This window comes from Staphylococcus equorum, assembly GCF_029531845.1.
GTDB classification, from domain to species: Bacteria; Bacillota; Bacilli; order Staphylococcales; family Staphylococcaceae; genus Staphylococcus; species Staphylococcus equorum_C.
Genome location: NZ_JAMBPV010000004.1, coordinates 259,546 through 265,988, shown reverse-complemented (window position 1 = coordinate 265,988; position 6,443 = coordinate 259,546). Strand labels below are relative to the sequence as shown.

Sequence of the window (6,443 nt, the reverse complement as noted above, 5' to 3'; positions counted from 1 at the left end):
CGAACAAGGTTCTGAAGAGGCCCAACAATCTGAAGATGACACTTCTGATAAAGACGCTCAAGATGATGAAACTAATCAATCTCCGGAACAAAATAAAGAAGATAACACTTCTTCTGACGTAAGCGGACAAGATTCTGAAGAGGCTCAACAATCCGAAGATGACACTTCTGATAAAGACGCTCAAGATGATGAAGATACTCAAGCTTCTGAACAAGATAAAGAAGATGACATTTCTTCTGACGCAAGTGAACAAAACATTAAAAAAGACAGTAATACAACATCAACTGCGACAGCAGTCGCAACTAAACCGAGCGCGCCAAGTGCTACTGCGACAACGTTAAGTACAGATACAAGCAATACATTTCCAACGCGTTCTGCAATAACTAGAGAAGCTGGCACCACAAGTTCTCTACCAGCATATGGTCCGCAAGTGAGTTCATCACTTAATAACTATATTCGTAACAATAATTTCCAAGCTCCAAATTATGAACAAGATATTGCAAGTTATTTGCCACAATATAGCTATCGTTATGGTAAACCAGAAGGTATCGTTTTACACGAAACTGCAAATGATAACTCAACTATTACTGGTGAAATTAACTACATGAAGAACAATTACAATAGTGCTTTTGTTCATGCATATATTGATGGCGACCGTATTATAGAAACCGCAAATACTGATTATCTTGCTTGGGGCGCTGGACCAGCTGCAAACGATCGTTTTATTCATGTTGAGTTAGTTCATACACATGATTATGATTCATTTGCACGTTCAATTAACAATTATGCCGACTATGCAGCGACAAACTTACAATATTATGGTCTTTCACCAGATAGCGCTGAGTACGATGGACAAGGCACAGTTTGGACTCACCAAGCCGTTAGTACTTTCCTAGGTGGTTCTAATCATACAGACCCTCATGGTTATTTAGCTTCATATAACTACAGTTATGATGAATTATATGACCTGATCTATGAAAAATATTTAATTAAAACTGGTCAAGCAGCGCCTTGGGGAGAAACATCTTCAGGTAGTACTAGTGGCACAGACGAATCTACCGATACAGGCGGTTCAAACAACACTGGCGGCTCAGGTAGTACAGGCGGTTCAAGCAACGCTGGCACTGTTACCCCACCAAAAACAGGTTCCTTAACAGTAGAAGCTAATAATGGTGTTGGCCGTATTAATACTACAAATGATGGCTTATATACAACAGTTTATGACCAACAAGGTAAAAAGACAGATCGTACAAATCAAACTTTAAAAGTTACAAAATCTGCCAAAATCGGTAATGAAAATTTCTATTTAGTTACTGATTATAATAAAGGTAATTTAATTGGGTGGGTTCACCAAAATGATGTAAATTATAATACAGCTAAACCTGTTACTGCAATAAACAAAAACTATAATATTAAACCAGGCGAAATATTATACACAGTCCCTTGGGGTACTAGTTCACAAAAAGCCGGAACTGTTTCTGGTAAGGCTGATCAAACATTTAAAGCAACTAAACAACAACAAATTGGTCAAACAAACTATGTTTATGGCTCTGTAAATGATTTATCTGGTTGGGTAAGTCTAAGTAAGTTGTCTTCACCAAGTTCAACTGTTGCCCCATCTACAAATACAGGTCAATTATCTATAAGTAATCTTACTAACCAACAAGGCACTGTAGCAAAAACTAATCATGGTGTTTACACTTCGGTTTACGACAAGCAAGGTGTACAAAAACCATACGTGAATGGCAATACTTATAAATTAAGTAAAAAAGCTACACTTGGAAGTAATAGTTTCTACTTAATTACAGATAACAAAACGAATACTAATATAGGTTGGATGCAAACTGGTGATATTACAGTTAATGAAGCTACTACTAAAAATACAACAAACCAAACTCAATCAGTAAGTAAAATTGGTCAATTAAGCAATACAAATTCTGGCATTAAAACTAAAGTCAATGATACAAAAGCCAAAGATGCGTCTAAATTATCAGGCCGTACATTTAATGTTACAAAACAACGTACACAAGGCGATAACACTTATGTATTAATTCAAAACGCTAATCAAAATACACCATTAGGCTGGGTTAATACAAAAGACATCAATACACGTGATTTAAGTAAAACATCTGCTAAAAATGGTCAGTTCACAGTTAAATCTACAAATAACGGACTTTATGCAGTGCCTTGGGGTACAAAAGCTCAGCAATTAGATTCATTAAAAAATATAAAAAACAATCAATTTAATGCTTCTAAATCAGTTCAAGTGGATAAAGATGAATATGTATATGGTAATGTAAATAACAAGACTGGATGGATTGCGGCTAAAGATTTAAAAACAAACCAAAATAATAAAGTTGTAACCGAAGCTCAAACATCTGACGTAACTAAATCGGCAGTTACACCTCAAAAATTTGATTATGTAATTTATAATGCTGATGGTAGTTATTACTTAGATCCAACTTCTGCTCAACCGGCAGGATCATTAAAGGATTTCTATGAGAGTATCTTTACAGTGTTCGAGAAACAAGTTATCAACGGTGTTACTTGGTATCATGGCAAACTATCTAATGGCCAAATGGTATGGATTAAAGAAGAAGACTTACGTAAAGAATTAATCAAATATTATCAATCTGGTCTAACGTTAGATGAGGCTGTTGCAATTCAATCAGGTTTAAAAACCAAACCTCAAATTCAACACACACCAGGTAAATGGGAAGATGCTACACCTATCGAGATAAAAAATGCTATGGATACTGGTAAATTAGCACAAGACCCTACTCAAAAATATCAATTCTTACGTTTAGATAGAGCTCAAGATATCTCTTCAGCAGATTTAGATGAACTTTTAGTTGGTAAAGGTATTTTAGAAGGTCAAGGCGAAGCATTCAGTGAAGCAGCAAAGACTTACAATGTTAATGAAGTTTATTTAATCTCACATGCACTATTAGAAACAGGCGATGGTACTTCAGAACTTGCTAACGGCGGAGATGTAGTAGATGATAAAGTCGTAACAGATGGTCCAAACAAGTATTATAATATGTTTGGTATCGGAGCAGTTGATAGCGATGCAGTTAAACAAGGTTTCGCTACTGCCAAATCTAACGGTTGGGATACAGTTCAAAAAGCAATCGTTGGTGGTGCTAAGTTCATTTCTAATTCATATACCAACCAAGGTCAAAATACACTTTATAAAATGCGCTGGAACCCTGAAAACCCAGGTGAACACCAATACGCAACTGATGTCAGATGGGCAGAGCACAATGCGACACGTATTAAAGGTTTCTATGATTCAATGGATAAATTAGGTAAATATTTTGATGTAAATACTTATAAAGCTTAAGTCACACCTAAAATACTTTTTCTGCTTTTATACAATTAAAATAAGAGTACATGATCACTCAATAGACATTGTCTATGAGTGAATCATGTACTCTTAAATTTTTATATTGTAATACTTTTATATAAATTAATAATTCCCATAATCTAGCGTAAATAAGCCTGATGAACATTTAACTTATATAGCAAATGATTTAAGTCTTCTATATCTTGTGATGTTAAATTTTGGCAACGTGCTTCAATTAAAGCTACCCTTACCTCATTAATTTGTTGTACGAGTTCTTTTGTTTTATCTGTTACCATTAAATCTTTACATCTTAAATCTTTATTAGATTGTTTACTAGTTATGTATCCCATTTGGCAAAGTTTTTTTATCCAACGTGATACAATTGATTGTTCTTTATTAATTTTCATAGTTAAGTCATATTGAGATAAAACTTCATAATTATATAAAATCCTTAACATTTCTAATTGCTCTGAAGTTAAATCTGTACGTTGGCCAAATCTTCTACTTACTAAGTTCAAGTCGTTACTCGTCAGTGTGATTAATTGTTCTAGTTGTTTGTACATGTTGCTTCATCTCCACTATGTTAATTTACTTGTTACCAGCAATCAAATTACACTATTATATTTCTTAATATTATAATGTCATTCTATATAATATACAATAATAAAATACAAATCGGTCTATTTTGTTGCATTTCTCATATGATTTATAATAAATTAGTATCAGTGATTATAAAATTCATCCGATACTTTTAAAGGAGAAAAAGCATGGCGCAATTAAAAAAAAGAGATTACTTTTTTGACAACGCAAGAGCAGTGTTGATATTTCTTGTTGTCTTCGGGCATTTATTACAACCCTATAATGAATCAAGCACGTACCTATCTTCGTTGTATTTAACAATATACAGCTTCCATATGCCAGCATTTTTATTTATTTCTGGTTACTTCGCTAAAAAAGCAGGTGAAGTTGGTTATTTAGAAAAAGTCTCTAAAAAACTATTAATACCTTACATAATTTTCTTTGGATTTTTCTCTTTCTATTATTATTTAACAGGTAAAGAAGACAGCGTTCAGTTTGATCCTTTCGATCCGGTGTTCGCACTATGGTTTTTACTTACATTATTCTTCTTTCACGTTATTTTAGTAATTGTTAAAGACTATAAACCTTATTTTGTCTTACCAATAGCCATCATTTTTTCATTATTTGCTGGTTATTCTGACAATATTGATAATTATTTAAGTTTTTCAAGAACAATTATGTTCTTCCCTATATTTTATTTAGGTTATTTATTCACAAGTAAACATACACAAATTTTAAGAAATAAAAAGTTCGTCCCTATTGCTATTACAGTTTTAGTGGTTTTCTATATAATCTATACCATTCATCCAATCAATTCAGACTGGTTGTTAGGTGATTCACCTTACATGTCATTAGAAGGAAAACAAGATCTTTATAGCCCTTTCAAGAGATTACTTCTTTATTTTATTATTTTAGCAACTATGTTTTCTTTCTTAAATTTAATACCTGAAAAAGAAAAATTCTTTACTTATATAGGACGTAGAACAATGCATATTTATTTATTACATGGTCTTGTAATCGGAGTGGTTCGTGGTTTTGGACTTCATCCGTTTAAAGATGAAATATCTGTTTTAACTTATATTTATCTTTTAAGTGCAACATGTATCATTGTCTATATTTTATCGACACGTTTTGTATCAAAATGGACAAATCCAGTTATTAATTTACAATCACCTTCTAAGTTCAAAGGTTAATTAAGGCTTTTACCGAATTGTATTTATTTTAAATATGTTATGATAGAAATAATTTGATGATATCTATTAATCATACATATTTAAATACAATTCGGTATTTTTAATCTTGAGGTGAAATAATCAATGAAACTTTCATTAAACAACAATGCTAAATATTTAAGTGCTCCAAGCATACGTCAATTTTCAAGTCGTATTAAGAACATTGATAACTGTATCAATTTAACGATTGGCCAACCCGATTTTCCTATGCCAGATGTAGTTAAATCTGCATATATTAATGCGATAAAAGAAGATCAAACAACCTATTCGCATAATAAAGGCCTAATTGAAACAAGAAACGCTGTAAGTGAATATTTTGAGCAACGCTATCATTTTAAATATAGCACTGAAGAAATTATTATTACTAATGGCGCTAGTGAAGCATTAGATACAGCATTACGCAGTATTATTAATCAAGGCGATGAAATTATTGTTCCTGGCCCTATTTATGCAGGATACATTCCCCTGATTAAAACATTGGGTGGCATCCCAATTTTCATAGATATAACTCAGTCTGAGTATAAAATCACTCCTAAAGCCATAGAAGCTCATATTACGGACAAAACAAAAGCAATATTACTCAACTATCCAACTAACCCTACTGGCGTCATATTATCGTATGACGAGGTTCAAGCAATCACTGAAACATTGCAAGACAAAGAAATTTTCATAATTAGTGATGAAATTTATGCTGAAAACACATTTAGTGGAAAACATACTTCTTTTGCAGAGTTTCATGCCATCCGTGATCAACTATTACTCGTAGGTGGTTTAAGTAAATCACATTCTGCAACTGGTATTCGTATTGGATTTTTAATTGGGCCTGAGTACTTAATTGAGAAACTAACATTTATGCATGCTTATAATTGTATTTGTGCGAATGTACCTGCACAAATTGCTTGTATTGCTGCCTTAAATGAAGGACTAGAAGCGCCACTATATATGAATAAAGCTTATATTGAACGTCGTGATTTTTTAATTCAAAAATTAGAGTCACTTGGATTTGAACTTGATGCTAAGCCAGAAGGTGCTTTTTATATCTTCCCTAGCATCAAAAATTTTACTGATGATGATTTTGGGTTTTGTATTGATGTACTTGAAAAAGCACATGTAGCAATGGTGCCTGGATCTTCCTTTACTGATTTAGGCAAAGGCCATGTACGAATATCCTATGCTTATGAACTTGATGCCTTAAAAGAAGGTATGAGAAGATTAGAAGAATTTATTAGCGAATATTATCGCTAATAAATATTTATAAACACAAATACCCGCTAAATGTTGAATTA

General features: G+C 32.7%; 4 protein-coding genes. 3 read left to right on the top strand and 1 reads right to left on the bottom strand.

All coding sequences use genetic code 11. The annotated features are described in order from the left end of the window. On the top strand, positions 1 to 3,343 hold a 3,343-nt coding region (locus M4L39_RS07610), incomplete at its 5' end, for a GW dipeptide domain-containing protein (RefSeq protein ID WP_277581495.1). Between the two features lie 143 nt (positions 3,344 to 3,486). On the opposite strand, the gene M4L39_RS07605 is transcribed toward M4L39_RS07610, so the two are convergent. Beyond that, a complete protein-coding gene (locus tag M4L39_RS07605; RefSeq protein ID WP_069832179.1) occupies positions 3,487 to 3,909 on the bottom strand; it encodes a MarR family transcriptional regulator in 423 nt (140 codons plus the stop codon). A gap of 204 nt (positions 3,910 to 4,113) precedes the next feature. Between M4L39_RS07605 and M4L39_RS07600 the strand changes: the two genes are divergently transcribed. After that, positions 4,114 to 5,118 carry an acyltransferase family protein gene (locus tag M4L39_RS07600; RefSeq protein ID WP_277581494.1) on the top strand — a complete coding sequence of 335 codons (1,005 nt, stop codon included), beginning with the start codon at positions 4,114 to 4,116 and terminating at the stop codon, positions 5,116 to 5,118. A 123-nt stretch (positions 5,119 to 5,241) separates the two neighbouring features. Continuing rightward, positions 5,242 to 6,402, top strand: coding sequence for an aminotransferase class I/II-fold pyridoxal phosphate-dependent enzyme (locus M4L39_RS07595; protein WP_277581493.1), 1,161 nt, complete (start codon positions 5,242 to 5,244; stop codon positions 6,400 to 6,402). The last annotated feature ends 41 nt before the right edge of the window (positions 6,403 to 6,443 follow it).

Bases quoted from the DNA above. Each gene is read 5' to 3' on its own strand.
- M4L39_RS07605 (WP_069832179.1), bottom strand. From the start codon at position 3,909: ATGTACAAACAACTAGAACAATTAATCACACTGACGAGTAACGACTTG.
- M4L39_RS07600 (WP_277581494.1), top strand. From the start codon at position 4,114: ATGGCGCAATTAAAAAAAAGAGATTACTTTTTTGACAACGCAAGAGCA.
- M4L39_RS07595 (WP_277581493.1), top strand. From the start codon at position 5,242: ATGAAACTTTCATTAAACAACAATGCTAAATATTTAAGTGCTCCAAGC.